Source organism: Sporosarcina trichiuri (genome assembly GCF_030406775.1).
GTDB lineage: Bacteria > Bacillota > Bacilli > Bacillales_A > Planococcaceae > Sporosarcina > Sporosarcina trichiuri.
Window position 1 is genome coordinate 983,429 of the sequence record NZ_CP129119.1, and the last position, 24,646, is coordinate 1,008,074.

The window sequence follows — 24,646 nt, forward strand, 5'->3', positions numbered from 1 at the left end:
ATGAAGAAACTTACACTCGTATTCACCCTGCTGCTCGTGCTCGTCCTGGGCGCCTGTTCGTCAGGCAGCAATGACAGCAGCAAGAAGGAGAAAGAACCGGTTAAATCCGAGGAGAATAAGACCGGCACGATCACTTATGAATCCGAAAACGGACCTGTGGAAGTTCCGGCAGATCCGAAACGGGTCGTCGTCCTGTCCGGGTTCGCCGGTCACGTAATGGCGTTGGATGTGCCGATTGTCGGCGTTGACTCCTGGTCGAAAGACAATCCGCGTTTCCAGGACACGCTGAAGGACGCTCAGGAAGTGACAGATGAGGATCTGGAGAAGATCCTCGAACTGGAACCCGACCTGATCATCGGATACTCCACGACGAATAATCTCGATCGGCTGAAAGAAATCGCACCGACGGTCACTTACACGTATAACAAGCTCGACTACCTGGCACAGTTCGAAGAAATTGGCAAGCTGCTGAACCAGGAACAGGAAGCGAAAGACTGGGTCGCCGACTTCAAAGATCGCGCACACAAAGCCGGTGAAGAAGTCAAAGCGAAGATCGGCGAGGACAAGACCGTATCTGTCATCGAGAATTTCGAAAAGCAGCTGTATGTCTTCGGCGACAGCTGGGGCCGCGGAACGGAGATCCTCTATCAGGAGATGAAGCTGAAGATGCCTGAAAAGGTTAAAGCGGATACTGAGAAAGAAGGCTATTTCGATCTGTCGGCGGAAGTCCTGCCTGAATACATGGGCGACTACGTCATCCTCAGTAAGAACGGCGCCGCTGATAATTCCTTCATGGAAACGGAGTCCTTCAAGAATACGGAAGCCGCCAAAAACGGGCACGTATTTGTAGCGAATGCAGATGAGTTCTACTTCAACGATCCGCTGTCGCTCGATTACCAGCTGGAATTCTTCAAAGAGAACTTCTTGAAATAACCTGGTACAATGGGGATTCTTTCAACTTATGAAAGGATCCCCTTTCTGCTGATAGGAGTGTACATAGATCATGAACAAAACCGCTTCATTTGGCGTGAAAATATTGTTGGCCGCAGCCGCTCTTGCCGCTGTCTTCTTCGGCGCTGTGATGCTCGGTGCGGCACCTGTCTCGGTATCCGATCTGTTTGGGGCGGTCACCGGGGGCGCAACGAAAAACAACCTGCTGCTGCGGGAAATCAGGATTCCGCGCGAACTGGCCGCCCTTTTCGTCGGATCGGCCCTTGCAGTCTCCGGGGCAATCATGCAGGGAATGACCCGGAACCCGCTCGCGGATCCGGGGCTTCTCGGCCTCACGGGGGGCGCGAACGCGGCCCTGGCTGCCGCGTATGCCTTCTTCCCTTCCCTGTCGACGATCGGCATCATGGCTGCCTGTTTCATCGGCTCTGCCGGCGGAGCGGGAATCGTTTTCGGTATCGCCGCTGTGCAACGCGGCGGGTTTTCACCGTTCAGGCTTGTCCTGGCCGGCGCAGCGGTTTCCGCCTTCTTCCTTGCTGTCGGACAGGGGATCGGCATTTTCTTCCGTGTTGCCAAGGACATCTCCATGTATACCGCGGGTGGTGTCAACGGAACGACCTGGCACCAGCTGCAGCTGATCGTCCCGGTCATCGTGATCGGAATCCTCATCAGCCTGCTGCTGTCGAAACAGCTGACCCTCCTGAGCCTGAGCGAGGAAGTCGCAGTCGGCCTCGGCCAGCACACGCTGCGCATCAAAGTGCTGCTGTTCATCCTGCTGACGGTTCTGGCAGGAGCGGCGGTCGCACTTGTCGGAAACCTGGCGTTCGTCGGCCTGATGATCCCCCATATCACACGGGCGGTCGTCGGCACGGATTACCGGTTCATCCTGCCGATGTCCGCACTGATCGGCGGTATGTTCATGGTGCTTGCGGACACATTGGGGAGGACGCTGAACGCACCATATGAGATTTCGACAGCGGCACTAGTCTCCGTCATCGGTCTGCCGTTCTTCCTCATCATCGTGAAGAAAGGAGGCAGGGCCTTCTCATGATATCTGCACAGCTGAAACGGCGGCAGCGCATCTACCTGACACTGTTCCTCATTCTGACTGCAGCGACCGCTGCCGCCGCTATGACCATCGGACCCGCTTCCATCGAGCCCGGGCGCATCCTGCCTGCCCTGTTCGGTGACGGGACATTCAAAGAGGACTTTGTCCTGTTCTCCATCCGTCTGCCCCGGGTTTTCATCACGTTCCTCGCCGGGGCGGCGCTGGCCCTTTCCGGCTCCCTCCTGCAGGGCATCACCCGGAATGATCTTGCGGATCCCGGTATCATCGGCATCAATTCCGGTGCCGGCTTGGCAATTGCCGTGCTATTCCTGTTCATCCCTGTTGAAGCCGGGAAATTCGTCTATCTGTTGCCGGTCGTCGGGTTCGCCGGCGCACTTCTGACAGCGGTGCTCATCTATCTGTTCGCCTGGGACCGGAAGACCGGTCTGCAGCCGGTCCGTCTCGTGCTGATCGGCGTCGGCTTCTCATTGGCGCTGTCTGGTGCGATGATCGTTCTAATGTCGTCCGCTGAACAGCAGAAGGTGGATTTCATAGCGAAGTGGATCGCCGGCAATGTATGGGGGTCCGACTGGACGTTCGTCCTGGCGCTTGCTCCATGGCTGATCATACTCGTACCATTTGCGTTTTATAAAGCGAGCCGGCTAAACCTGCTGTCCCTCAGCGAGCCGGTGGCTATCGGGATCGGCGTCTCCGTTCAAAAGGAACGCACCATCCTACTGCTGACGGCTGTCGCGCTCGCCGCTTCCGCAGTATCTGTCACAGGAGGAATTGCGTTCATCGGACTGATGGCGCCCCATATCGCCAAGGCGCTCGTCGGTCCGCGCAGCCAGCTGCATCTGCCGCTCTCCATCGTCCTCGGCGGATGGCTGCTGCTGTTCGCCGACACGCTCGGCCGCAACATCACGGATGCCGGCACGATCCCTGCAGGTTTGGCAGTGGCTCTCATTGGCGCTCCGTATTTCCTATATCTGCTCATGAAAAAATGAAACGGCCCCTCAGCTGAGGGACCGTTTTTTCATTACCGTAATTTTGTTGCTCCGCCGTCGACCATGATTGTCTGACCGGTGATGTAGGAAGCATCTTCACTGCCGAGGAATACCGCCACACGGCCGATGTCTCCTTCCAATTCGCCAAGACGGCGCATTGGAATGTTATTGATCATCTTATCATATGCGTCTGGCTGATCTTTTTTCCACTGCTGGATACCTGGCGAATTTGCAATCGGCGAGATAAGGTTGACGTTGATACCGTATTGGCCCCACTCGTTAGCTGCAACCCGTGTAATCGCGCGGATTGCTTCTTTCGCTGCCGCGTACGTGGACTGCATGACATCTCCGTTGATGCCTGCGCCAGATGAGAAGTTGATGATCGTTCCTTTTGATTTTTTCAAGAATGGCAGCGCTGCCTGCATCAGGTAGAATGTCGGATAGAATCCTGTATTGAACGAGAAGTCCAGGTCTTCCTGTTTCACATCCTCGATCAGAGCCTGACGGGATGCGTGCGCGTTGTTGATGAGGATATCGAGACGGCCATACCGGTCAGTCACTTCCTTGATGATGTCCTTCAATTTTGCACGGTCTGTCAGATCCGCCTGGATGAACATGCTGTCCGGCTGAACCGCCTGCAGCTCCTTCTCCATCGCTTTCCCGGTTTCAGGATTCAGGTCCACAATCGCTACGACTGCACCCTCTTTTACATAAGCTTTCGCCATACCGCTGCCGATGCCGCCGGCACCGCCTGTGATGATCGCTACTTTACCCTCTAATCTTCCCATTGTGATCACTCCTTTTCTACAAGACAAGTTTAACACCTAACTATTGGTCTTCAAATTAATCTGCCTGTCCAGCCGTTAACGAAAGTACGTATACAGATCACTTTCTTGATAAAAAGGCAACTTTTTTGGTATGCTATTGAAGAAAATGCTTTGCGTACGAGTACCTGACTCAGCAGGAAGGAGATGCATGTACCTACATAGAGGAGGAATTGAATGAAGACAATCGACGAAACGACAAACGATTACAACGAAGAAATGGAAGAACTTGAAAGTGATTATTCCCTTGACCGTGTGCCGCGGAGCGAGCGGAACAAGAGCTGGCTGAGCATCACGAACATCACATTCGGAATTGCAACCGCCATTTTCTATTTCCAGATGGGCAGTGTCATGGCCTTATCCTACGGGGCAGTCAATGCAATGATCTCTTCCGCGTATGCCATCGTCGTGGCAGGGATTCTCGGAACAGTGATCGCTTTCCTGTCCGCCAAATCAGGCATGAACGTCAATCTGCTGTCGCGCGGCGGCGGTTTTGGATATATAGGATCTTCCCTGACATCATTGATCTACGCATCCAATTTTATTATGTACTGCGCATTCGAAGGACTGATTTTGGTTTCTGCAGTCCACCACTTTTTTCCATCCCTCCCAAAGTGGATTTTCATCATCATTTTCGGATCAATCGTCATCCCCTTGAATTGGTTCGGAATCGAGCAGCTCGATAAGCTGCAAAAATGGTCCATGCCATTATTCGTCGTGTTCCTGCTGGCGGCTATCGTCATTTCGTTCATGAAGGAGCCGGCGTATGCGGGATCTGTATTTTCTTATATGCCTGAAGGTGTGACAGTTGGCGGTACAGCACTTCTGATGTGCATCGGCATGCACAACGGCATTATGGGGCTTACCGCACTGCTCGCATCGGATTACGCCCGCTTCCTGAAACCGAAAGATATCAAACTCGGTTCCGTCATGATCGGATTCATCCCGCAGATATTCTGTTTCGGCATGATGGGCGGGCTCGGCATCTGGTTCGGGGTCCGTTTCATGGAACCGGACCCAGGTGTCTATATCGTCCTGCTGCTCGGTATTTTCGGAGCGCTCTTCACCATGCTGACGCAGCTGCGCATCAATGTCACGAACATTTACAGCAGTTCGCTGTCGCTGTCGAATTTCTTTGAAAACGTGATCCGCTTCACGCCGGGACGCCGTTTTTGGGTTGTCGTATCAGGAGTTGCGGCTATTTTACTCATGCTCGCCGACATCGTCGATCATCTGGATACGATGATGACCTTCCAGGGTGTGTTCCTGCTTTCCTGGGCGGCGATCCTCGTGACGGATGCACTCGTCGTCAAGAAGCTTCTGAAGATCGGTCCGGACTACTATGTCGCCCGTCAGGAATACCTGTATAAATGGAATCCTGTCGGTGTCGCGTCCCTGCTGATCGCGAGTCTTCTCGGTACACTGGCCGCACTTGGCTATATGGGCGTGTTCCTCGAGTCGACGGCCGCTTTCTTCGCAGCATTGCTTGCGGCTGTTCTGACAATCGTGATCGCCGTGATGACGAAAGGAAAGTATTATCTCATCCGGGAACCGGAACATATCCACCAGGATGACCGGCTCTCGTAACTCCCCCGCTGCCTCAAGCAGGCAGGTACGTACAGCTTTGCATAATTCGTAAGAAGGGCCATGCCCTTCTTCTTTTTATTTTGCAATTTTTAAAAAGGATTGTTATAGTATATAACCGTTGTATACTACGAAGATCTTAGGGGGAATCATGAGAAAAATTTCAAACGTGTTTTACATTACGATCGGACTGATCGTCTTGGCAGTAGGCTATGGTGTTCTCGCGCCGAAAAGCTTTGCTGAACAAACTGGTATGATCAAAAACTTTGTCGCTTCTGGATTTGGCTGGTATTACCTCATGCTTTTATCTGTACTTGTTCTGATTTGTGTTTTCCTGGTCTTCAGCCCATACGGCAAGATCCGTCTTGGGAAAGACACCGATAAACCGGAATTCTCCACGGTCTCCTGGATTGCCATGCTGTTCTCCGCCGGAATGGGCATCGGACTCGTCTTCTATGGTGCTGCTGAACCGATTTCCCACTATGCGGTCTACTCTGCAACCGGGGAGATCAACACACCGGCTGCCTTCAAAGACGCATTGAGAGAGTCGTTCTTCCACTGGGGCATCCATGTCTGGGCAATGTACGGTTTCGTTGCACTCGCACTCGCATTCTTCCAATTTCGCAAAGGGGAGCCTGGGTTAATTTCTTCAACATTGAAGCCGATCTTCGGCGACAAGATGAACGGCCCCTGGGGGGTTCTTGTCGATGTCCTTGCTGTCTTTGCAACCGCTTTCGGCGTTGCGACGACTCTCGGCTTTGGTGCTGTACAAATTAATGCAGGGCTGAACTACCTCTTCGGAGTCTCCATCAGCACACAGTCCCAGTTCTACATCGTGCTGGTCGTCACTGTACTGTTCATCGCTTCTGCCTGGAGCGGTCTGAGCAAAGGGATCCAGTATCTGTCCAACCTGAATCTGGTGCTGGCAGTGTTGCTCCTCGTGCTCGTCGTCATTCTCGGACCGACTTTGCTCATCTTCAACATGTACTCCGATTCGCTGGGCGGATATTTGACGAACTTCATCAAAATGAGTTTCGGCACATCCCCGCTCAATACAGAGAACCGTCAGTGGCTCGATGACTGGACGATCTTCTACTGGGCCTGGTGGATCTCCTGGGCGCCGTTCGTCAGCATGTTCATCGCCCGTGTGTCGAAAGGCCGCACGATCCGTGAGTTCATCGTCGGTGTGATGATCGCTCCGACCATCCTCTGTACGTTCTGGTTCACGACATTCGGCACGACAGCGATCGAAGCACAGAAGGCCGGAGTTGCAAACTTGGCTGATCAGGCGACGGAGCTCGTCATCTTCGAACTGTTCAACACGATGCCTTGGGGTGTGTTCATCTCCATCGTAGCAATCGTTCTGATCGGTTCGTTCTTCATCACATCTGCGGACTCGGCGACGTTCGTCCTCGGCATGCAGAGTTCGTACGGGTCCCTGACCCCGCCGAACAGCATTAAGATGATCTGGGGTGTCCTCCAGTCGGCGATCGCCCTCATCCTGCTGTCGGTCAACGGTCTGACCGCTCTGCAGAACACGATCATCATCGCCGCCCTGCCCTTCTCGTTCGTCATACTGCTCATGGTCTTTTCATTGATGAAAGGCCTGAGCGCCGAACTGGATCTCATGCGGGCAAAACGGAAATAATCTAAACAAGCCCTTTCTCCGTCATAGGAGAAGGGGCTTTTTGTCAGTAGAAGATGCCAATGACGACAAGAGCGGCAACGATCCAGAATCCGCTGATGGCGAGTGCGTCGGTTGAAATGACAGGTTTCTTCTGGAACAGGTCGATCGCATGCAGGTCTTTTTTCAGCTCCCTCACTTCGTCCTCCAGCTCTTTCACCTGCTCTGTCAGCAGGCGGACATCCCGCTCCGTGCGTGCTGGCAGATGCTCCTTGGTGACGTCCGGCAAGTTGGTCTCTTCCATCATGAATGATCCCCTTTTGAATTTTCCATAGTATCACTTCCATTATACCAATTATTCTGACTCCGAGAAAGCTATAGTTCAGCTATGCGGCTAAACTTTCCAGGACGGTTTGTGATACACTTTGCTTGGAGAGAGCATGTATGCAAAAATCTGCGTGTCCTGTATTCCAGCCTGCTTGAGGATGCTGCTGTCGTATGACCGTCCATATAAAAGTTCAGCCAGCAAGGAGAGTGTATGATGAAAGAGGAAGGAACGCAGCCGGGTCATCCGGACTGTGAAATTGAAGACAACTTCGGTGCGGATCATCCGGACCATCCTGGTCAGCTAGGGGAAGAGCAGCCGGATGTAACCGACGTTCCTCTGACCCCGGAGGAACTCGAGGAGGAGGAATTCCGGCTGATGGTCCTGCAGGCGCAGCAGGAAGCACTGGAGGAAGAACGGGCGGAAAGGCACGCACCGGCAAAACGGCGGAAAGTGCCCCGTGCCGCCATCTGGGTGATGGCCCTGGTCCTGCTGTTCCAGCCCATCGCATTCCTGTTCGACATCTATTCACTTCCTGCCATCGACTTCCTGAAAACGTCCGCCCGCCTGTCGAAACAGCCGGACATCGCAGAGTGGAAGCAGTCGGTCGCAGTCATCCTGACCGAGGACGGCAAAGGGACCGGGTTTGTCGTATCCGGCGATGGGAAAGTCATCACGAATCATCATGTCGTCCAAAACCGGAAACAGATCACCGTCTCGTTCGATAAGAATGGCAGGTATGCCGCTGACATTATCGCAGAAGACAATGTCAACGATCTGGCTGTTTTGCAAATGAAAGATCCTCCGGATGTCCCGCCCCTGCCATTGGCCAAATCACCGGATTATTCCCCAGGCGAGGCCGTCCGGTTCATTGGAAATCCGCTGAACTTCTATGGGATCGCCAACGAAGGGGAACTTATCGGAGAAACACGATGGGCCGGACGGACAACCCCCGTCATCCTGCTGGCTGCACCTGTTTACAGAGGGAACAGCGGCAGTCCGGTTTTTCAGGACAAGGAAGTCATCGGTGTCATTTTTGCAGTAACGGATCTGGACAAATACGGCAAAGCGGGGATGTTCATCCGCATCGAGGAAGTGCTGTACCTTCTCGGCACAACGAAATAACCCGGCCGTTCCTGTATTGATGGTACAGGAACGGCCGGGTTATTTTATTCGCTCTTCTTGTCTTCCTGTTCGGCTGCTCGATCCGCCTTCTTGAAATCACTCGCATACTCGACTTCCTGAGCCGAGGATAACTCATTGTTCTTGTCTGTCAATGTTTCGTGCGGTTGTTTCTTCTCTTCCATGATGCATCCTCCTTTACCCGTTGTTTCAACAGTTTTCCCGCCAGGACACAGAGTAAACATTCCAGTCAGTCTTCCGTGAATTTCGGCTCCAGCCGCTCCATGAACTCATCCAGGGCGCTGTACCCCTGCTGCTGGAGGTACCAGTTGTTCGCCGCCGCTTCAATCAGGCCCGCCACATCGCGGCCGGGCTGCAGCTGGATTTGGATATACGGGACCGGCACTCCCATGTATTCCGTGAATTTCTCATCGAGTTCCAGTTCGTTGTTCAGGGAGTTGTCCTTCCATTCCGTCAGTTCAATATCGAGCGCAATCCGCGTCTCTTCCTGGAACGCAGCACGGCCGTACAGCCGCACAACATTCAGGAGGCCGATACTCCGCAGCGCCAGGAACTCCTTATTCGTTTCGTTATGGGTGCCGAGCAGGGTCTGCGGACTCAGTTTGCGGAGTACGACGATATCGTCAGCGACCAGACGGTGGCCGCGCCCGATCAGTGTATGCGCCGTTTCGCTCTTGCCGACGCCCGACTTCCCGCGCAGCAGAATCCCGATTCCCGACACATTGACGATGACCCCGTGGACCGCAATCTCTTCAGCCATCGAACTGATGACGAACGCATCCAGTTTGGCGCTCGCCACCCCCATGGAATCCGGGGTCCGCAAGACAGGTATCCCGTTCTCCGTACAGTATGTATGCAGACCGTATGGCTGCTCCTGGTCGGATGTGATCAGGATGCATGGCGGATCATATTCCACCAGATTGGCAATCCTGCATTTGCATTCTTCATCGGTCAATGTGTGCAGATAGTTGACTTCATTCTTCCCGAGGATTTGGATATGCCCCCGTGCAATGAATTCGAAGTTGTCCATGAACTCCAATCCCGGGCGCCGGACTTTTGTCTTCTTCAAGGGCCTTGTGAGATGATCTTGCCCGGAAAGCAGTTCAAACGTAAATTTCTGCACAATATCCTGCACTGTTAGTTGTTTCATGACGGAACACCTTTCCTGCTGCTGGTTGTGACAATAGTGTAGCATAATTGCCTGCGCTATGCAGACGGGAAAAGTTTTACTAAAAGAATTGAAAACAAGGTTTATGGTATGTGAATGCGGGGTATCGATTACTACAAGGCGAAATCCGGATACGCGTCATACGCCGACCGGGAGAAATGCACAGCCTTGGCGGAAAATTTGCTGAACTGACGATCTATCACCGTGATTAGAAGAACGTGTGGAAGAAAGACAGTGTATTGTAAGTTTTTTGTGCAAGTGCATGATGGATTGTACGGATTGAATGCAAGAGGTATGCCAGTCAGCTAACGGTAGAAACGTCAGCAGCATGCATCTCAGAACCATAAAATTTTCCGCAGCGGAAGAGGCATCCGAATTCTGGATGCCTCTTCTTTTTGTCTGCTGCGACTTACTCACCGGAAAGCCAGACGGAAAGTCCTTCTGCTGCCTGTTTCGCTGACCTGCTCTTTGTCAGATTGGTTGCCATGCCGGAGAGGACAGCCCGCCTCGGCTTGCCTGTCATTAGCTCCGTGCGGATCATTTCCGCGCTGACAATTTCCTCTTCAGGTGCGTCAGGGTCTTTCATGACCTCTTCAAGTGCGGCGACCAGTTCTTCGGCCGTCATCTCCGCCGGCCCCTCCGTGAATTGAAACTCGATCAGCTGATCTCGGGTCAGAAAAGGTGTCTCGACAGCCGATGCGATCGCATCCATCGTATTCCGGATGAATGCTGGCAGATTTTTATGATCCAACGTTCCGTTACTGATTACAATCAGTTCAATATACCCTTTAATGATGCCATTCAGCATCGTGATCAGATCAGGCATCCGGTCCCGATACTCTTCCCCGTACAGATCGATCAGCAGTTTTTCCTGTGTCAGATACATCTTTTTCCGCATACTTTCCATCTGGTCCCTCATAGATTCATTCATCGGATTCGCCTGCTCCCTGATCAGGGTGAGGATGAACGATGAGTAGTCATCCAGTTCCTCGAAATAGATGGATAGCGAGTGTTCAAACCGGCTTGCACTTGTGCTTTCCCCGATGAACACACCCTCGATCCGATTGACGATTTTTTCACTGAAATACGTGATGATACCCCCAAGAAGACTTTCCTTCGATTTGAATGATAAATAAAAAGAGCCTTTCGATATTCCGCAGGCATCGGTGATCTGCTGGATGGATGTTGCGTCATACCCATTCTTTGCAAACAGTTCCGCCGCTTTCTTGATGATCATTTCCTTTTTTTCTGTCACAGATACGCCTCCTCCGTCTGATATGGACGTCCAATTATTGACTCTGACTGACCGGTCAGTTATCATTACAACGTATTATAGCAAACTGTTAAAATTAACGCTATGGAGGTTATTATGAACCCGATCATCAATTTTGTCATGAAGAACAAGTTAGCGGTATGGATCTTGACAATCATCATTACAGCGGCCGGCATCTATTCCGGCACGCGAATGAAACTCGAAACCATTCCGGATATCACAGTGCCGATCGTCAGTGTGACGACCATCTATCCAGGAGCGCCCCCCCAGCAGGTCGATGATGAACTGGCAGCACCTCTTGAGAGGCTGATGCGCAACTTGAAAGGCGTCTCCGCAGTCAGTTCCACGTCCTACCAGAATGCCTCCTCCCTCCAGATCGAGTACAAATTCGGCACGGATATGAAGGCCGCTGAAGAAGACGTAAAAGAATCCCTCAGCAGCTTCGATCTTCCGGAAAACGCGGAAGAACCATCGGTAGGAAGAATCAGCATCAACGCGTTTCCGATCCTCGGACTGAGTGTCTCAGAAGAAGGAGCTTCGCTTGAAGACCTCACGAGCCATGTCCAGAACGACCTTGTGCCATCTCTGGAAGGTATCGACGGTGTATCGGACGTCGCAGTGACCGGCCAGCAGGTCGAGGAAGTCCAGCTTACGTTCCTCCCTGACAAATTGAAGCAGTATAATCTGGATGAAAAGACGGTCAGGCAGCTGATTCAGGCAACTGATATGAAAATGCCGCTCGGACTGCTGGGATTCGGCAGTGAAGAACAATCAGTCGTCGTTGATGGTAAACTGACCACCATTGAAGAGCTGAAAAAGCTTGAAATCCCGATTACACCGCAAGCCCCTGCTGCCGGGGCAGCTGACAGTGCTGCTCTGCAGAGCGGGCTGTCCGGGCAGCCCGACGGACAGATGCCGGGTCAGATGCCTGCTGACATCCAACTGCCTGCCGTAACACTTGGCGACATTGCGGATATCGAAGAGGTCGGCAAAGCCGAGTCCATCTCCCGCACGAACGGAAAAGAAGCGATCTCCCTGCAAATCACGAAATCGCAGGATGCCAACACTGTAACAGTTGCCAATGGCGTCAAGGATAAAATTGAGCAATATCAGAAAGACAATAAGGATTTCACGATTTCCACTACGCTCGATCAGGGGGAACCGATTGAACAATCCATCGAAACGATGCTCAGCAAAGCGATATTCGGTGCATTATTCGCAGTCGTCATCATTTTGCTGTTCCTGCGTAATTTCAAGTCGACCCTGATTTCGATCATCTCGATACCGCTGTCCCTGCTCATTGCAGTCCTTCTGCTGAATCAGATGGACATTACACTCAACATCATGACGCTCGGTGCCATGACCGTTGCGATCGGCCGGGTGATCGATGACTCGATTGTCGTCGTCGAAAATATCTACCGGCGCATGCATCTCCCGGATGAGAAGCTGAAGGGCCGGGAGCTCATACGGGAATCGACGAAACAGATGATCCGGCCGATCTTGTCCTCCACCCTTGTGACCATTGCCGTTTTCGTACCGCTCGGACTCGTCAGCGGTATGGTCGGTGAGCTGTTCATGCCGTTCGCTCTGACTGTCGTGTTCGCACTGCTCGCTTCCCTGCTTGTCGCCATCACGATCGTTCCGATGATGGCCCACTCGCTGTTCCGGAAACAACTGGACGGAACGGTGAAGGCGAAGAAAGAGCACCATGGCAGACTCGCACTCAGCTACAGGCGGATGCTTGAGTGGTCGCTGAACCATAAAGTGATTACAGCGCTGATTTCGATCGCCCTGCTCGTCGGCAGTCTTTTCCTCATCCCGAAAGTGGGCGTCAGCTTCCTGCCGGATGAAGAGCAGAAAACGATGTACATCACCTATACGCCAGCACCTGGCGAGCCGCTTGAAACCGTGGATGAAAATGCGGAGAAAGCGGAAGATCTGCTGCTCGGTAAGGACGATGTGGAAACGGTTCAAGTATCAGTCGGCGGGCAGAACCCGATGGCGCCGGGAGCGTCAAACGGCGGCCTGCTATTCGTCACATTCGATGAAGATACACCGGAATTCACGAAAGTGAAAGATGACACGCTTGCGGAACTGCAGAATATGAAGACGGACGGTGAATGGAAATCCCAGGATTTCGCAGCAACCGGAGCGAGCAGCCAGGTGAGCTATGGCATCTATGGCAGCAGCCTGAAAGATCTGCAGGCCGCTGCTGAAGAAGTCGAAACTGTCTTGACAGATAACAAGGAACTGAAAGATCCGAAAACCAGCTTATCCCGCACCTACAAGGAATACACACTGGAAGCCGATCAGGAGAAACTGACGCAAGCCGGCTTGACGACTGCACAGATCGGCGGTGTGCTGTATCCGGATACGCGGAAAGATGTTCTGACCAAATTGGATCAGGACGGCCGTTCCATCGATGTGGTCATCCATAAGGATACCGAGTCACTGAAATCGATCGACGACCTGCTGAAACAGACGGTCATGTCCCCTCTCGGCAAGGAAATTCCGGTTTCCGACCTGGTCACTGTCAAGGAAGGCACTACATCGGATACAGTGTCCCGGAAAGACGGAAAGCTGTACGCCAGTGTGACAGCGGACATCACCTCCAAAGATGTCGGAAGTGTCTCGGCCGACGTTCAGAAACAGATCGACAAACTCGATCTGCCGTCCGGCGTCCAGGTGAAATCAGCAGGTGTGACAGAAGATATCGCGGAAGCTTTCACCCAGCTCGGACTGGCGATGCTTGCTGCCATCGCAATTGTCTATCTGATTCTCGTCATCACGTTCGGCGGAGGACTTGCGCCGCTTGCAATTCTCTTCTCGCTGCCATTCACAGTCATCGGAGCCCTCGTCGGTCTGCTGATTGCAGGCGAAACGATCAGTGTATCCGCGATGATCGGACTGCTGATGCTCATCGGTATCGTCGTCACGAACGCCATCGTGCTGATCGATAGGGTCATCCACCAGGAACAGGCCGGTTCACCGACCCGTGAAGCACTCCTCGAAGCCGGCGCCACACGTCTGCGCCCTATCCTGATGACCGCACTGGCTACGATCGGTGCACTCATACCGTTAGCGATCGGCGCGGAAGGCAGCGGGCTGATCTCGAAAGGACTCGGCGTTACCGTTATCGGCGGTTTGGTGAGTTCCACATTGCTGACACTGGTCTTCGTACCGATTGTCTATGAATTCCTCGGTAAGTTCAGAAGGAAAAAAACTGCAGCCCGGATGTAAACCGTCCCTGCACAAATGAAAGCCCGCCAGCCCCATAATGGGGCCGGCGGGCTTTCGTTCGTCCAGGACATCTCCGTCATTCCAGCTTCTTCATGAAATATTTCTTGCCGATCCGCTCGGTCAGCGCAGGAGCGAGTGCATGCAGCCGGCTCGTCACCCCCATGATTCTCGGAAGGCTGATTTCCCGAACCGGCTGTTTGACCGCCGCCACGACAGCGGCAGCCACCTCATCCGCCGTCAGCAGATGTCTCCCGACCGACGTCCGGTAGTTCCCCGTGTCGTCTGCCGTGTCGAGGAACGCTGTATCGATGGGACCCGGATTGACGACGGTCACATCGATTCCGGACTGTGCGGCTTCCATGCGGAGTGCATCCGTATAACCGATCAGCGCGTGCTTCGTTGCTGCATAGACCGCAGCTTTTGGTGTGGCCACTTTTCCGGCCTGCGAGCCGATAAAGAGGAAGTGGCCGCTCTGTCTCGCGACCCACGCCGGAAGGATCCGCTGCGTGAGCTGGATCACGCTCTGTACATTGACCGTAAACATCCGGTCAATGTCCTCATCGCTTGTGTCCGCTGCAAGCGCGAACTTGGCGACCCCTGCGGAAAAGATGACGGTATCCGGCATATCGATCAGTTTCATCAGTCGGTCGGCAGCCCCTTCCAAGCTGAGATCCTCCCTATAGACAACCGCACCATATTGTTCAAGTTCAGCCAGCCTGGCCGGATTCCGCCCGGTCGCCTGGACGGCGTGCCCTTCGGTGACAAGCCGTTTTGCCGTCTCGAATCCGACACCACTCGTCGCGCCGGTGATGAGCACTTTCTTACGACTGCTCATACCGATCGATCCCCCGATCGTCCCTATTCCGCTTGATGAGCCCCTGTTCCATCAGGTAATCCATCTGGCCGAGAGTCTCGGATAAGGTCAGTCCCAGCTCCCGCTGATAGGCTTTCGGGAACAGCTGCGTGGTCAGTTCGAAGACCGATTTAGGGCCGTCCGCGAGCATGCCGTGCACTTTCATCGCCCGTTCGTGCTGTTTCTCAAGCCGCTGCCGGATGAGAGGATGAACGTCGGTGACAGGATCGCCATGCCCGCTGAAGACGATTCCGACCGGCAGTTCCAGCAGCCGTTCCAGGGAGCGGTTGTACTGGAGCAGTGTTTTTGGCCGTTCCTCATCAGGTGAAAGCGGCGGTTCGATGAGCGGGTTGGATGATACTTTCGACAGCAGAAGGTCCCCGCCGATCAGCACCTGCTTCCCAGGATTCCAAAAGGAAAGATGGCTCTGTGCATGGCCTAATGTTTCCAGTGCTGTCCAGCCGGGCAGGCCGGGAAGTTCATCGCCTTCGGTCAGAATCCGGTCGAGCCTGCGCTGCCCCATCAATTCCGCGGCCCGTTTCATTTTTTTCACAAGACCGAGATACTGTTCGGGCACACCCTGTTCGACAAACCGGTCCATATAGAAACGGTCATGCCGTTCGATGAACCCACCATCGCGGGTCAGCCAATTGTTATTATATTCGTGGCCGAGGAGCACGGCGTTCGGAAATGCGTCTGTCCACCCGCTGTGATCGGGATGATGATGGGTCAGAAGCACCTGCTCGATATCCGTCATCCTCACACCGAGTTCACCAAGTTGGTTCTCAAGAACTCCATAGGCTTCCTTTGTACGCGGTCCTGCATCGACAAGTGTCAGTGCATCCCCTTTCACAAGGAATGCATTCACATCGCCCACTGCGTACGGTGTCGGGATTGTCAGTTGATGAATCATTCTGTTTCCTCCAATACTGAATCACTATTCAGTCATTGTACCTCTTTTCCCTGAGTTCGTCATGTCCCGCCGTCTTACACAGCAGTTGACTTATTTTCCGAATCCTCTAAACTGGTACAAAACAGCCTTTGCGGAAAGAGGGAGCTACCATGAAGACGATCGTATTTATCGGCGCCGGATCGATGGCTGAAGCCGTCATTGCAGGCATCTGCGCCAAACGGACAGTGGAGCCGTCCGGCATCCATGTGCTGAATAAGTCCGACGATGAACGGCTCAATTATCTGAAGACGGAATACGGTGTATCTCCTGTGCTGAAGGACCGCAGTGTGCTGACAAAGGCCGACCTCATCGTTCTTGCCGTCAAACCGAAGGATGCGGAGAGCGCCATGCAGGAAATCGCATCGGCTATCCCGTCCCATGCAGTGGTGCTGTCCGTCCTTGCAGGTATACCGATCGCAGCGATTGAAGCGGGACTCGGCGTGAGGGGAATCGCCCGTTCCATGCCGAACACATCCGCTGCTGCAGGTTTGTCCGCCACCGGGATTGCCTGGAATCGTCAAGTGACGGCCTGCCAGAAAGAGTTCATCCTGACACTTCTCCGATCGTTCGGCATGGTTGCCGAGGTGGAGGAGGATGATCTGCACGCAGTGACCGCTTTATCAGGAAGCGGTCCTGCGTATGTCTATTACTTGGCGGAGGCACTTGAGGAAGCGGCTATACAGGCAGGGCTCAAGCAGCGGACCGCACGGGATCTGATCATCCAGACGATCGAAGGGGCTGCAGCCATGCTGCGGCAGACGGCAAAGGAGCCTGCCGTGCTCAGGAATGACGTCACGAGCCCGGGCGGCACGACGGCAGCCGGTCTGCAGGCATTGGACGATCACGGCTTTCAGGCCGCCGTGGACGCTTGTATCCGGCAGGCGGAGCGGCGCTCAAGGGAACTGGGGGCCGGTTTCGGCCAGCCCGTAAGCCGCAGCTGATGACAGACTGGCACTTTCTGCTACAATGAAGTCATTCGCAGAAAGGTGTGAGCAGATAATGACCAAACTATTCGAACCCTATACGATCCGCAATCTTACATTGAAGAACCGTATCGCTATGGCGCCGATGTGCATGTATTCCTGCATGGATGAAGACGGCATCGCAGGGGACTGGCATCGCGTCCACTACGCTTCCAGGGCTGTCGGCCAGGCCGGTCTCATCATCCTGGAGGCGACCGCAGTCCAGCCGCAGGGACGGATCAGCCCGCAGGATCTCGGCATCTGGAGTGATGATCATGTGGAGGGGCTGTCGCAGGTCACGTCGCTGATCCGCCAGCATGGAGCCGCCGCGGGCATCCAGCTCGCCCATGCCGGACGGAAATCGGAAGTCGACGGACCGATCCAGGCACCGAGCGCAATTGCGTTCAGCGAGGACTATAAAACACCTGTCGAGATGAGCACAGAGGACATCAGGGAAACCGTCGAGGCATTCACAGCTGCCGCCCGCCGTGCCGGCAGCGCCGGTTTCGATCTGCTGGAACTGCACGGAGCGCACGGCTACCTCATCAATGAGTTCCTGTCTCCGCTCGTGAATCACAGGAACGACAAGTACGGCGGATCCGCAGAAAACCGCTACCGGTTCCTCAGGGAAATCATCGACGGCGTCCGCTCCGTCTGGCAGGGTCCCCTGTTCGTCCGGATTTCCGCTGAAGACTACGCGGACGGCGGCATGACGGCTGACCAATATGTCCAGATGGCGGAATGGATGAAAGAACAGGGGGTCGACCTGATCGATGTCAGTTCGGGTGCAGTCGTCCCAGCGAAAATACGTCCGTACCCGGGGTACCAAGTGCCTTTCTCGGAAACGATCCGGACAGGTGCGGACATTCCGACTGGCGCCGTCGGACTCATCACATCGGGACTGCAGGCGGAAGAGATCCTGCAGAACGAACGGGCGGATCTCATATTGATCGGCCGGGAAATGCTCCGCGATGCCTACTGGCCATACCAAGCTGCCCGGGAGCTCCATACTGAAATCGAGCCTCCCGTGCAATACAGCCGCGGCTGGACGTTCTAACAGCCACTGGCTGAACCCAACATAAAAGCGCTTGGACGGATACTGAGATATCCATCCAAGCGCTTTCCTATACGGCATGCTTTACCTTCTGAATGAGCTTTCGACGACTTCCCCGCCCTGCAGTGTATATTGCGAGAAATCCTCCGCCACGAATACATTCGGGAAGACGGCCTGCCCTTCCCGCCTGAACGCCTCCATATCGGAGGGCAGGAACCGGGAACTGATATGAGTGGCGATCAGCGCCTTCGCTCCGGCTTCCTTCGCAACCGCAGCAGCCTGCTGGATCGTCGAATGCCCGAAGTCTTCTGCAAGCTGTCCCGTCTCTGCGTCGAACGTTGCTTCATGCACGACAATATCTGCATTCTCCGATAGGACCCGGGACGCCTCGCAAACACGTGTATCGCCGAGTATCGTCACAATGAACCCCTTCTTCGGTTCCCCGAGCACACTGGCACTGGTCACCACGGTGCCGTCTTCCAGTGTAATATCATTGCCGAGTTTCAGCTGCTGAAGAAGAGGTCCTTTGGGCACACCGGCTGCTGTCGCTTCGTCGATGAGCAGCTTGCCGGCGAGCGGCTTCTGTTCCACCCGGAAGCCGAAGCTTGGGATCACATGCGCGAGCAGCCGGGCGGTCACTTTGTATTCATCATCTTCATACAGGATTCCTTCTTCGGTGATCTCATGGATCCTCAATTGATAAGCGAGATGAGTCCTCGTCAGGCGGAGTGTCGTTTCCACCCACTCCCTGATACCGGGCGGCCCATAGAGATCCAGCGGCTCGTTCCCGCCGAGGAACGAGCGGGAACCGATGAATCCCGGGATCCCGAACAAATGGTCCCCGTGCAGATGGGTGACAAACAGTTTATTCACTTTCCGCGGTTTCAGCGTCGTATGCAGCATCTGATGCTGGGTCGCTTCCCCGCAGTCGAACATCCAGTACCCGCGCTCCTCTGCAGAAAGATTCAGCACGATCGATGTCGTATTGCGCAGTTTTGACGGCATGCCTGCCCCTGTCCCTAAAAATTGGACTTCCATTTCGATCTGCTCCTTTCAATTTACTGCTGGCCTTTCCGGACAGCCCCTTCGCCGAATTGATCGTTCATGCGCACGACCAGCTTCTCCATGGCCACTTCTTTTTCGTGACGTTCGTAGTTATCGAACGACAGCTGCTCGTACAATTCCTCACGGGGGATGACATTTCCAACAGTGATGCCGAGCAGACGGATCGGCTCTCCGTCCCAATGCTGCTTGAACAGACTTGCCGCTTCCTTGTAAATATCATCCTTCCGGTAGATCGGATTAAGCAGCGTCCGGCTCCGCGACTGATTGCGCCAGGAGGCTGTCCGGATCTGTATCGACAGCAGCGGGCCTGCCAGATTGCGTCTGGCCAGCCGTTCCTCGACCCGTTCCGCCAGCCCCTCCAGCACACGCAGGCAGGCAGGGAGCTCTGTTTCGTCGACAGGCAGCGTGGTGGAGCTGCCGACGCTTTTCCGTTCTTCCGCCGCCTCCGGATCCACCGGACGGCTGTCAAATCCGTTTGCACGCTCCTTCAGACGCAGTCCACGCTTGCCGAGCACCTGTTTGACGAGTAAGTCCTCAGCGCAGGCAAGATCCCCAATAGTGAGAATCTTGCTGTCCTCCAGCTTCTGGGCGCTGCTCTTGCCGATGCCATGCATATCGATGACCGGCAGCGGCCACAGCAGTTCCGGCAATTCCCGTTTGCGCAATATTGTGATGCCCATCGGTTTTTTCATATCAGATGCCGTCTTGGCAAGGAACTTATTCGGGGCGATTCCGATTGAACAGGGCAGGTCGAGTTCCCGGAGGATACGGTCCTGCATATCCTTTGCCAGCCCGATCGCATTCGTCAGCCCGCCGATTGCCGTGATATCAATATAGGCTTCATCGATGGAAACCGGCTCTACGAGATCGGTATATGTCCGGAGAATGCCGAAAACCGCCTGTGATGCCTGCCTGTACTTCTCACCATCCGGCGGAACGAGGACCAGTTCCGGGCACAGACGCTTCGCTTCCCCGACAGTCATCGTCGTATATACACCTTTCGCACGAGCTTCATAGGAACACGTGACAAGGATGCCCCTCCTCGCTTTCGGGTTGCCGGCGACCGCCATGGCAAGACCTTTCAGGTCCGGGTTGTGGGCCTGTTCGACGGAGGCAAAGAAACAGTTCATATCCAGATGCAAAATGACTCTCGGTGTCTTCTGTCCATTGTCCGCCATACGGGCGCCTCCTTTACGAAAAGGCCAGGCAGCAAGCCGCCCGGCCGTGTTAATCACTTTACGTTGGCTTCCCGGGAATGGACATAGTCTGCAATATCCTGCATTCCGGAAAGTGTTTCGGTCAATACTCGAGGATCGATCACCGTGATGATCCGATCTTCCAGATTGGCTACCGATGAGAAATACGGTGTCCGTGAATAGGCCATCAGCCCCTGTGTCGTCAGCCGGTCTGCCGGGATATCGAGGATTTCCTTCGCTTCCAATACGAGCAGCCCGTAAAAGAAGTCCCCAGTCTGGACGACGACGACCTTCGCATCCGGCTCATCCTTTGCAGACGTATTGTATAGGATCTGCTGGAAATCGAGGATCGGCACAAGCTCTCCCCTGATTCTCATGAGACCGAGCAAGTAGTCCGGCAGATGGGGGATCGGATTGATTTTCTCCAGCTCTTCGATGGATACCGTCTTTTCGACAGGAAGCGCATACTCTTCGTTTCCGCACCGGACGACAATCGCTTTGAAATCTTCCATATTACTGTTCCTTCTTCCCTTTGTTCACGACTGTCCGGACAATTTCAAGCAGCAGATCAGCCAGCTTGTTGAGCTCTTCGACCGGCATCCGTTCTTCTTTTGTGTGGATCTTTTCGTAGCCGACGGACAGTGTGACCGTCGGGAACCCATGTCCATTGAAAATGTTACCGTCGCTTCCCCCGCCGCTCGTCAGCAGTTCAGGCTGCCGGCCGATTGCCCGGATCGCTTCCGATGCGACCTGCACGACCTCGTCCTGTTCGCTGAACCGGAAGCCCGGTGAGTTCAGTTTGACATCGGTCTCCGCAGAGCCGCCCATCTCTTCGGCAGTCTCCTTGAAGGCGCTGACCATATGGTCGGTCTGTTCCTGCAGTTTCGCACGGTCGATCGAGCGCGCTTCCGACAGGATATGGACTTCGTCGCAGACGATATTGGTCGCCTGGCCGCCTGTGAACTGGCCGATATTCGCAGTCGTCTCGGAGTCAAGTCTGCCGAGTTTCATTTTCGCGACGGATTTCGCAGCAATCGTGATCGCTGAAATCCCTTTTTCCGGCTCGACACCTGCATGTGCTGTACGGCCATGGATCACCGTCTTCAGTTTTGCATTGTACGGTGCTGCTGTGACAATGCCGCCGACTTTCCCGTCGCTGTCGACCGCATAGCCGTACTTCGCATGCATCAGGTCACGGTCGATCTCCCGGGCTCCGACAAGGCCGCTTTCTTCGCCTGCCGTTATGACAAACTGGATATCCCCGTGCGCTTCCCCGCTCTCTTTCAATGTCCGCATCATTTCGAACAAGGCGGCAAGCCCTGCTTTGTCATCCGCACCGAGAATCGTCTCGCCTGCCGAGTACACATATCCGTCGTCCTTCAGTACAGGTTCGATACCTGTCCCCGGTGTGACGGTGTCCATATGGGATGTGAAGTAGATGGGATCCGACTCAGGGACGGATCCTTTCATCGTAGCGATCAGGTTGCCCGCTCCATGGCCGGTACGTTCTTTCGACGAATCTTCGACCACTTCGAATCCGAGGTCTTCCAGTTTCTTTTTCAGCACTGCTGAAATCGCTTCCTCGTGCCCGCTTTCCGAATCAATCTTCACCAGTTCAAAAAACTCATCCAGCATACGTTGGTAATTCATCGAATCGCTCCTTTATAGTGGCATATTTCCGTGTTTCTTTTTCGGACGCTGTTCCTCTTTGGTCCGCATCATGTCAAGCGCCTGCACGAGTTTGATGCGCGTCTCGCGCGGGTCGATCACATCGTCGACCATCCCTTTCGCGGCAGCTGCATACGGATTCGAGAACTTTTCCCGGTATTCCGCGATTTTTGCCGCGCGCGTCGCTTCCGGATCCCCGCTTGCTGATATTTCACGGGCAAAGATGATGTTGGCGGCCCCTTCCGCCCCCATGACGGCAATCTCCGCGTTCGGCCACGCAAACACGAGGTCTGCGCCGATTGCTTTGGAGTTGAGTGCTACATAGGCTCCCCCGAATGCTTTCCGTAAGATCACCGTGATTTTCGGTACTGTCGCTTCCGAGTAGGAATACAGGATTTTCGCTCCGTGGCGGATGATTCCGCCGTGTTCCTGTTTGACACCCGGGAAGAAGCCTGTCACGTCCTCGAACGTGATGATCGGAATGTTGAAGGAATCGCATGTGCGGATGAACCGTGAGATTTTATCCGACGAATCGATATCGAGACCGCCCGCCATCACTTTCGGCTGGTTGCAGACAAACCCGACGGACTCGCCTTTGATGCGGGCGAAGCCGACGACTGCATTGCGGGCGAATTCCTTCTGGACTTCCATGAAGGACCCAGCGTCTGCAATCTGCTCGATCACTTTCCTGACATCGTACGGGCGGATTGTTTCATACGGCACGACATCGGCCAGATCCGGCCGGTAATCATCGCCGCCGCCTGTTTCTGCAACAGGGGTCCTTTCCTTATTGTTCTGCGGCAGGTACGTCAGCAGGCGCCGAACGTCTTCCAGCACTTCCTGTTCGGATGCCCCCCGGAAGTGGGCGTTGCCGCTGATACTGTTATGGACTTCCGCACCGCCCAGGTCTTCTGATGTGATCTTTTCGCCTGTCACGGTTTCAATGACTTTGGGGCCGGTGATGAACATCTGGCTCGTCTCATCGGTCATGAAGACAAAATCAGTGATGGCGGGAGAATAGACTGCCCCTCCGGCACATGGTCCGAGAATGACGGAAATCTGCGGAATCACACCGGAGTAGATGGAATTCCGGTAGAAGATTTCCCCATAGCCATCCAGTGACACAACGCCTTCCTGGATCCGGGCGCCGCCTGAATCATTCAGCCCGATGAAAGGTGCTCCGTTCTTGGCGGCCAAGTCCATGACATTGGCGATTTTCATGGCATGCATCTCCCCGAGCGCCCCGCCGAACACGGTGAAGTCCTGGGAAAACAGATAGATCGGCCGGCCATGGACTTTCGCATAGCCTGTCACGACACCATCACCCGGTCCTTCCAGTTTGTCCATGCCAAAATCCTGTGTCCGGTGTGCGACGAACGGGTTCAGCTCGACAAACGTCCCTTCGTCGACAAGCAGATCGATCCGTTCGCGGGCAGTCAGCTTCCCTTTTTCGTGCTGCCTGGCAATCCGTTCGTCCCCTCCGCCAAGTTCGATTTTCCGTTTCCTGTCGTACAACTCATTGATCTTTTCATAGATATCCATCTTACTCATCCCCCAGTCTGCGTTTCGAGCATAATTCAAACAGGACGCCGAACGATGACTTCGGATGCAGGAAAGCGACCTCTGCGCCGCCTGCACCCTCTTTCGGCTCCTCCTGGAGGAGCCGCACACCATGCGATCGCAACTCTTCCATGCGTCCGCGGATATCCCGGACACCGAATGCGATGTGATGCACCCCTTCACCGCGTGTCTCGATGAATTTAGCGACAGGGCCATCTGTTCCGATCGGCTCGAGCAGTTCCAGTTTGATGTTGCCGGCATCCAGGAACGCAACGGTCACCTGCTGCTCGGGAACCGTTTCAGTGCCGAGCAGTTCCAGGCCCAGTGTATGTATGTAATACGAAAGCGAATCGTCCATGTTTTTCACGGCAATCCCGATGTGATCCACCTTTTCCAAAGTCCCACCCCTATTCTGATGTATATGAATAAAAAGACAGACTGCCTGTTGAGAATTCCGCTGATTCTGTTAGAATGGAGATATCAAACCAATTAAGGGGTTATCGCTCATGAGCAACAAGAAAGTCCAGAAAGTAATCGTCTATGTCATGATCGCAACTATGGTGATCTCCACTGTCGTCATAGGTATCAGCACCCTGTTCTGATCACGCTCGAATATGCAGGCCGGCATCAGTAATCTGATGCCGGCCTGTTTGTTCAATCAGAGTTCGTCGCAGTACTTATCGAACTGTTCCTGCAGATTCATGACGACGGACATCGGATCGTGCCCCTCGATTTCGTGACGGCCTACTTCAGCGACCATCTCCCCATCTTTCATGAGCGCGAAGGACGGCGAGGAAGGCAGATGATACTCACCGAAATGCATCCGTGCCTGTGCAGTCGCTTCCTTATCCTGACCGGCAAAGACCGTGACAAGGTGATCCGGCCGCTTATCGTAGTGGATGGCATGCAGCGCTGCGGGACGGGCGATTCCGCCTGCACAGCCGCATACGGAGTTCACCATCACAAGCGTCGTGCCGGGGCGCGTGAACGCCGTTTCCACCTCTTCAGCCGTCTTCAGCTGCTCATAGCCGCCCGCTTCCATTTCACTGCGTGCCTGGCCGGTTATATCGTCCATATAGAAATTGAAATCCATAGTCATAACAGTTGTCCTCCTCCTTGCAAGATATCTCTATCATACCAGTTTACGGGGCT

Annotated in this window: 24 protein-coding genes; 10 read left to right on the forward strand and 14 right to left on the reverse strand. The window is 54.3% G+C overall.

What is annotated here, in order from left to right:
* The 3 genes from QWT68_RS05240 (at window position 1) to QWT68_RS05250 (ending at window position 3,003) form a co-directional block, all read left to right on the forward strand.
* A complete protein-coding gene (locus tag QWT68_RS05240) occupies window positions 1–933 on the forward strand; it encodes an iron-hydroxamate ABC transporter substrate-binding protein (protein ID WP_040286543.1) in 933 nt (310 codons plus the stop codon).
* A 70-nt stretch (window positions 934–1,003) separates the two neighbouring features.
* Window positions 1,004–1,999 (forward strand): FecCD family ABC transporter permease, encoded by a 996-nt coding sequence (locus QWT68_RS05245; RefSeq protein ID WP_290150019.1) that lies wholly within the window; start codon window positions 1,004–1,006, stop codon window positions 1,997–1,999.
* Window positions 1,996–3,003: a FecCD family ABC transporter permease gene (locus tag QWT68_RS05250; protein ID WP_040286545.1), complete on the forward strand. Its 1,008-nt coding sequence runs from the start codon at window positions 1,996–1,998 to the stop codon at window positions 3,001–3,003. Before QWT68_RS05245 ends, QWT68_RS05250 begins: the two co-directional genes overlap by 4 nt.
* 32 nt (window positions 3,004–3,035) lie before the next feature.
* Here the strand turns inward: QWT68_RS05250 and QWT68_RS05255 are convergent, their stop codons facing one another.
* Entirely contained in the window at window positions 3,036–3,791 is a 756-nt protein-coding gene (locus QWT68_RS05255) for an SDR family NAD(P)-dependent oxidoreductase (RefSeq protein ID WP_040286546.1), read from the reverse strand.
* Window positions 3,792–4,004: 213 nt separating this feature from the next.
* On the opposite strand from QWT68_RS05255, the gene QWT68_RS05260 reads away from it, so the two are divergent.
* Together QWT68_RS05260 and QWT68_RS05265 are read left to right on the forward strand one after the other, a co-directional pair.
* Window positions 4,005–5,414, forward strand: coding sequence for a purine-cytosine permease family protein (locus QWT68_RS05260; RefSeq protein ID WP_290150020.1), 1,410 nt, complete (start codon window positions 4,005–4,007; stop codon window positions 5,412–5,414).
* Between the two features lie 148 nt (window positions 5,415–5,562).
* On the forward strand, window positions 5,563–7,059 hold the full coding sequence (locus QWT68_RS05265; RefSeq protein WP_040286548.1) for a BCCT family transporter: 1,497 nt from the start codon (window positions 5,563–5,565) through the stop codon (window positions 7,057–7,059).
* Between the two features lie 43 nt (window positions 7,060–7,102).
* Here the strand turns inward: QWT68_RS05265 and QWT68_RS05270 are convergent, their stop codons facing one another.
* Complete coding sequence (locus tag QWT68_RS05270) at window positions 7,103–7,342, reverse strand: hypothetical protein (RefSeq protein ID WP_040286549.1); 240 nt, start codon at window positions 7,340–7,342, stop codon at window positions 7,103–7,105.
* Window positions 7,343–7,576: 234 nt separating this feature from the next.
* Here QWT68_RS05270 and QWT68_RS05275 point away from each other — a divergent pair, with 234 nt between their 5' ends.
* A complete protein-coding gene (locus tag QWT68_RS05275; protein WP_290150024.1) occupies window positions 7,577–8,485 on the forward strand; it encodes a S1 family peptidase in 909 nt (302 codons plus the stop codon).
* Window positions 8,486–8,529: 44 nt separating this feature from the next.
* Here QWT68_RS05275 and QWT68_RS05280 read toward each other — a convergent pair whose 3' ends face one another.
* The 3 genes from QWT68_RS05280 to QWT68_RS05290 form a co-directional block, all read right to left on the reverse strand.
* On the reverse strand, window positions 8,530–8,667 hold the full coding sequence (locus QWT68_RS05280; RefSeq protein WP_082023329.1) for a YfhE family protein: 138 nt from the start codon (window positions 8,665–8,667) through the stop codon (window positions 8,530–8,532).
* Between the two features lie 65 nt (window positions 8,668–8,732).
* The gene (gene hprK / locus QWT68_RS05285; protein WP_040286550.1) at window positions 8,733–9,653 is read right to left on the reverse strand and encodes an HPr(Ser) kinase/phosphatase; all 921 of its coding nucleotides are present in this window, start codon (window positions 9,651–9,653) and stop codon (window positions 8,733–8,735) included.
* Window positions 9,654–10,080: 427 nt separating this feature from the next.
* Window positions 10,081–10,926: a TetR/AcrR family transcriptional regulator gene (locus tag QWT68_RS05290; RefSeq protein ID WP_040286551.1), complete on the reverse strand. Its 846-nt coding sequence runs from the start codon at window positions 10,924–10,926 to the stop codon at window positions 10,081–10,083.
* Between the two features lie 114 nt (window positions 10,927–11,040).
* Between QWT68_RS05290 and QWT68_RS05295 the strand changes: the two genes are divergently transcribed.
* A complete protein-coding gene (locus QWT68_RS05295; protein ID WP_290150028.1) occupies window positions 11,041–14,184 on the forward strand; it encodes an efflux RND transporter permease subunit in 3,144 nt (1,047 codons plus the stop codon).
* A 76-nt stretch (window positions 14,185–14,260) separates the two neighbouring features.
* Here QWT68_RS05295 and QWT68_RS05300 read toward each other — a convergent pair whose 3' ends face one another.
* Window positions 14,261–15,019: an SDR family NAD(P)-dependent oxidoreductase gene (locus QWT68_RS05300; protein ID WP_290150030.1), complete on the reverse strand. Its 759-nt coding sequence runs from the start codon at window positions 15,017–15,019 to the stop codon at window positions 14,261–14,263.
* The gene (locus tag QWT68_RS05305) at window positions 15,006–15,950 is read right to left on the reverse strand and encodes an MBL fold metallo-hydrolase (RefSeq protein WP_290150032.1); all 945 of its coding nucleotides are present in this window, start codon (window positions 15,948–15,950) and stop codon (window positions 15,006–15,008) included. Before QWT68_RS05305 ends, QWT68_RS05300 begins: the two co-directional genes overlap by 14 nt.
* A 149-nt stretch (window positions 15,951–16,099) precedes the next feature.
* On the opposite strand from QWT68_RS05305, the gene proC reads away from it, so the two are divergent.
* Window positions 16,100–16,930, forward strand: a complete 831-nt coding sequence (gene proC, locus QWT68_RS05310) for a pyrroline-5-carboxylate reductase (protein WP_290150034.1) — start codon at window positions 16,100–16,102, stop codon at window positions 16,928–16,930.
* 55 nt (window positions 16,931–16,985) lie between these two features.
* Window positions 16,986–18,008: an NADPH dehydrogenase NamA gene (namA, locus tag QWT68_RS05315; protein ID WP_290150455.1), complete on the forward strand. Its 1,023-nt coding sequence runs from the start codon at window positions 16,986–16,988 to the stop codon at window positions 18,006–18,008.
* Between the two features lie 81 nt (window positions 18,009–18,089).
* Here the strand turns inward: namA and rnz are convergent, their stop codons facing one another.
* The 6 genes from rnz to mce are packed head-to-tail and all read right to left on the reverse strand — an operon-like array spanning window position 18,090 to window position 23,891.
* Window positions 18,090–19,043, reverse strand: coding sequence for a ribonuclease Z (rnz, locus tag QWT68_RS05320; RefSeq protein WP_290150036.1), 954 nt, complete (start codon window positions 19,041–19,043; stop codon window positions 18,090–18,092).
* Window positions 19,044–19,063: 20 nt separating this feature from the next.
* The gene (locus tag QWT68_RS05325) at window positions 19,064–20,248 is read right to left on the reverse strand and encodes a DNA polymerase IV (RefSeq protein WP_290150038.1); all 1,185 of its coding nucleotides are present in this window, start codon (window positions 20,246–20,248) and stop codon (window positions 19,064–19,066) included.
* Between the two features lie 53 nt (window positions 20,249–20,301).
* A complete protein-coding gene (locus QWT68_RS05330; RefSeq protein ID WP_290150039.1) occupies window positions 20,302–20,778 on the reverse strand; it encodes a chemotaxis protein CheW in 477 nt (158 codons plus the stop codon).
* Between the two features lies 1 nt (window position 20,779).
* Window positions 20,780–21,916 carry a M20/M25/M40 family metallo-hydrolase gene (locus tag QWT68_RS05335; protein ID WP_290150041.1) on the reverse strand — a complete coding sequence of 379 codons (1,137 nt, stop codon included), beginning with the start codon at window positions 21,914–21,916 and terminating at the stop codon, window positions 20,780–20,782.
* A gap of 12 nt (window positions 21,917–21,928) precedes the next feature.
* The gene (locus QWT68_RS05340) at window positions 21,929–23,476 is read right to left on the reverse strand and encodes an acyl-CoA carboxylase subunit beta (RefSeq protein WP_040286560.1); all 1,548 of its coding nucleotides are present in this window, start codon (window positions 23,474–23,476) and stop codon (window positions 21,929–21,931) included.
* A gap of 1 nt (window position 23,477) precedes the next feature.
* The gene (gene mce, locus QWT68_RS05345; protein ID WP_040286561.1) at window positions 23,478–23,891 is read right to left on the reverse strand and encodes a methylmalonyl-CoA epimerase; all 414 of its coding nucleotides are present in this window, start codon (window positions 23,889–23,891) and stop codon (window positions 23,478–23,480) included.
* Between the two features lie 109 nt (window positions 23,892–24,000).
* Between mce and prli42 the strand changes: the two genes are divergently transcribed.
* Window positions 24,001–24,096: a stressosome-associated protein Prli42 gene (gene prli42, locus QWT68_RS05350; protein ID WP_179860767.1), complete on the forward strand. Its 96-nt coding sequence runs from the start codon at window positions 24,001–24,003 to the stop codon at window positions 24,094–24,096.
* A gap of 56 nt (window positions 24,097–24,152) precedes the next feature.
* On the opposite strand, the gene QWT68_RS05355 is transcribed toward prli42, so the two are convergent.
* On the reverse strand, window positions 24,153–24,593 hold the full coding sequence (locus QWT68_RS05355) for a BrxA/BrxB family bacilliredoxin (RefSeq protein WP_040286562.1): 441 nt from the start codon (window positions 24,591–24,593) through the stop codon (window positions 24,153–24,155).
* Window positions 24,594–24,646: the final 53 nt, after the last annotated feature.

Bases quoted from the DNA above. Each gene is read 5' to 3' on its own strand.
- QWT68_RS05355 (WP_040286562.1), bottom strand. From the start codon at position 24,593: ATGACTATGGATTTCAATTTCTATATGGACGATATAACCGGCCAGGCA.
- QWT68_RS05340 (WP_040286560.1), bottom strand. From the start codon at position 23,476: ATGGATATCTATGAAAAGATCAATGAGTTGTACGACAGGAAACGGAAA.
- QWT68_RS05295 (WP_290150028.1), top strand. From the start codon at position 11,041: ATGAACCCGATCATCAATTTTGTCATGAAGAACAAGTTAGCGGTATGG.
- QWT68_RS05330 (WP_290150039.1), bottom strand. From the start codon at position 20,778: ATGGAAGATTTCAAAGCGATTGTCGTCCGGTGCGGAAACGAAGAGTAT.
- prli42 (WP_179860767.1), top strand. From the start codon at position 24,001: ATGAGCAACAAGAAAGTCCAGAAAGTAATCGTCTATGTCATGATCGCA.
- rnz (WP_290150036.1), bottom strand. From the start codon at position 19,043: ATGGAAGTCCAATTTTTAGGGACAGGGGCAGGCATGCCGTCAAAACTG.
- QWT68_RS05280 (WP_082023329.1), bottom strand. From the start codon at position 8,667: ATGGAAGAGAAGAAACAACCGCACGAAACATTGACAGACAAGAACAAT.
- QWT68_RS05335 (WP_290150041.1), bottom strand. From the start codon at position 21,916: ATGAATTACCAACGTATGCTGGATGAGTTTTTTGAACTGGTGAAGATT.
- hprK (WP_040286550.1), bottom strand. From the start codon at position 9,653: ATGAAACAACTAACAGTGCAGGATATTGTGCAGAAATTTACGTTTGAA.
- QWT68_RS05240 (WP_040286543.1), top strand. From the start codon at position 1: ATGAAGAAACTTACACTCGTATTCACCCTGCTGCTCGTGCTCGTCCTG.
- QWT68_RS05265 (WP_040286548.1), top strand. From the start codon at position 5,563: ATGAGAAAAATTTCAAACGTGTTTTACATTACGATCGGACTGATCGTC.
- QWT68_RS05255 (WP_040286546.1), bottom strand. From the start codon at position 3,791: ATGGGAAGATTAGAGGGTAAAGTAGCGATCATCACAGGCGGTGCCGGC.
- QWT68_RS05325 (WP_290150038.1), bottom strand. From the start codon at position 20,248: ATGGCGGACAATGGACAGAAGACACCGAGAGTCATTTTGCATCTGGAT.
- QWT68_RS05245 (WP_290150019.1), top strand. From the start codon at position 1,004: ATGAACAAAACCGCTTCATTTGGCGTGAAAATATTGTTGGCCGCAGCC.
- QWT68_RS05270 (WP_040286549.1), bottom strand. From the start codon at position 7,342: ATGATGGAAGAGACCAACTTGCCGGACGTCACCAAGGAGCATCTGCCA.
- proC (WP_290150034.1), top strand. From the start codon at position 16,100: ATGAAGACGATCGTATTTATCGGCGCCGGATCGATGGCTGAAGCCGTC.
- QWT68_RS05275 (WP_290150024.1), top strand. From the start codon at position 7,577: ATGAAAGAGGAAGGAACGCAGCCGGGTCATCCGGACTGTGAAATTGAA.
- QWT68_RS05300 (WP_290150030.1), bottom strand. From the start codon at position 15,019: ATGAGCAGTCGTAAGAAAGTGCTCATCACCGGCGCGACGAGTGGTGTC.
- QWT68_RS05260 (WP_290150020.1), top strand. From the start codon at position 4,005: ATGAAGACAATCGACGAAACGACAAACGATTACAACGAAGAAATGGAA.
- QWT68_RS05305 (WP_290150032.1), bottom strand. From the start codon at position 15,950: ATGATTCATCAACTGACAATCCCGACACCGTACGCAGTGGGCGATGTG.
- QWT68_RS05250 (WP_040286545.1), top strand. From the start codon at position 1,996: ATGATATCTGCACAGCTGAAACGGCGGCAGCGCATCTACCTGACACTG.